This window comes from Cuniculiplasma thermophilum (assembly GCF_052315355.1).
GTDB lineage: Archaea > Thermoplasmatota > Thermoplasmata > Thermoplasmatales > Thermoplasmataceae > Cuniculiplasma.
The window spans coordinates 1-1,694 of sequence record NZ_JBLSDF010000070.1; the positions used below are offsets into that span (position 1 = coordinate 1).

At 36.1% G+C, this 1,694-nt stretch carries 1 pseudogene; it reads right to left on the reverse strand.

Annotation, left to right across the window (positions count from 1 at the left end):
• Positions 1–46: 46 nt before the first annotated feature.
• A pseudogene (locus tag ACNF42_RS08590) lies at positions 47–1,543 on the reverse strand (Eco57I restriction-modification methylase domain-containing protein); the annotation flags it as partial.
• Positions 1,544–1,694: the final 151 nt, after the last annotated feature.

Below are 1,694 nucleotides of genomic sequence, written 5' to 3' on the forward strand. Positions count from 1 at the left end.
ACTCATGAGGGGAATGATCTCATCAGGTCTCATGAAAAAGTATTCTTTAGAGAGGATGCTCCTGGAACTTGAGAAACTGCATGTGATAGAAGACCAGAGCGGAAATCTTGTGGAACTTGAGAGGACAAGGAAGCAGAAGGATATCCTTGAGGCTCTTGATAAGATATCGTGGTGGTAAATCTAGGGAGTTCAGGCTGTAATCATTAGTGCTAACAACATTCTTAACGAGCTCTGTAATTTCGCTACCTTTAACTTTGGCTTTTACATTTTCTATGTCTATAAGGTTTTGAGCTGATAATACCTCTTCAAATGGTTTTTTGAACATCACGAATTTTGCAGTATTCTTGATATTAGGCCAAACGCTTTCATTGCTGCCATTCACTCCATCGATCCAGCCCTCCAAGCCTCCTGGTTTTGCCTCTGGTGCACCAAATAATGCAATTATCGTATTTACATCTGCATGTGCAAAGCTCCTCTTTGGGTTATCGTATATAGCCGTTATCGGAACATACTTACATAAAAACTCCTGCAAAGTCTTTCCATATTCAACATCTAGCCAAGAGTTCGACGTAATAAAACAGAAAGTCCCACTACTATTCAGTAAACTCAAACCGTGGAAATAAAAATAAATATAGTAATCACTTCTCTTACCTACCTTTCTAACAACCGGGAAACTTTCTTTTATTGATTTGATCAATTTTTCCTTATACTCATCTTTTTCTTTTTTTGTCACTTCCGTTTTTATCCTGTTTGGAGGAGAGATCATCTCTTGTCTGACATATGGTGGATTTCCAACTACTATGTCAAAGCCATTCTTTTCAGCAAATATCTCTGCAAAATCAATATCCCAAACGAATGGCTTCTTTTGGGGATCCTTTAGATGTAATTTTAAAGAATTCAATTTATCAATTTCATTTCTGTTTAGTTCAATTTTTTCCTCATTTATTCTGACCTTTTTTTCATCCGTAATTTGTTCTCCAGATAGCGTTACCTGATTTTTGGCATCCTTTATATTATTTTCATAAACTTGTTTATCTGCTTCGAGACTCTTGATTCTTTCATTTATGATGTCTTCAAAAAGTATTATTTCTTCATTCCTTACCTCTTCTAGTGTTTTGAACTTCGCATTTTGAGAATTTTCAAAATATTTTCTCTTTTCCTGTTTCAAATCTTCAAGCCTTTTCTTCAAACAAGGTTTTAGGTTATTATTCCTAAGATTGAAACTAATTCCTCCTATCTCCTGAACAAGTGAATCTCCAACCCTAAGATTAAGATTCAGATTTGGAAGAAGAGGATGCTGTTTCAGCTCTTCTTTCTTGGATTCTGTCTCCACAATGAGCTGTAGCCATAGCCTTAATTCAGCTGCTTGTATCGCCCAAGGCATTGCATCAACACCATAAAGAGAATATTGGATTATTCTATTCTTTAAGGCAAAGTCTGTTAAACTGCCTCCTAAATGTTTGTAGATCATTTTGTAAATTTCAGATAGGACATTAAGCATTCCAAGGAGGAAAGCGCCAGAACCACAGGCCGGATCAACAACAGATAAATTGTGGTTCTTCCCACTTTCATGTGGGTAATTTTATCTAATGCTTTGATATATTATTTAATGGACGAATGCCAGCTCTATTCAACATTGCTAGAACTTAAATCACCCTGGAAGGTTGAGAATGTTTCCCTCAATTCTGTGAAGA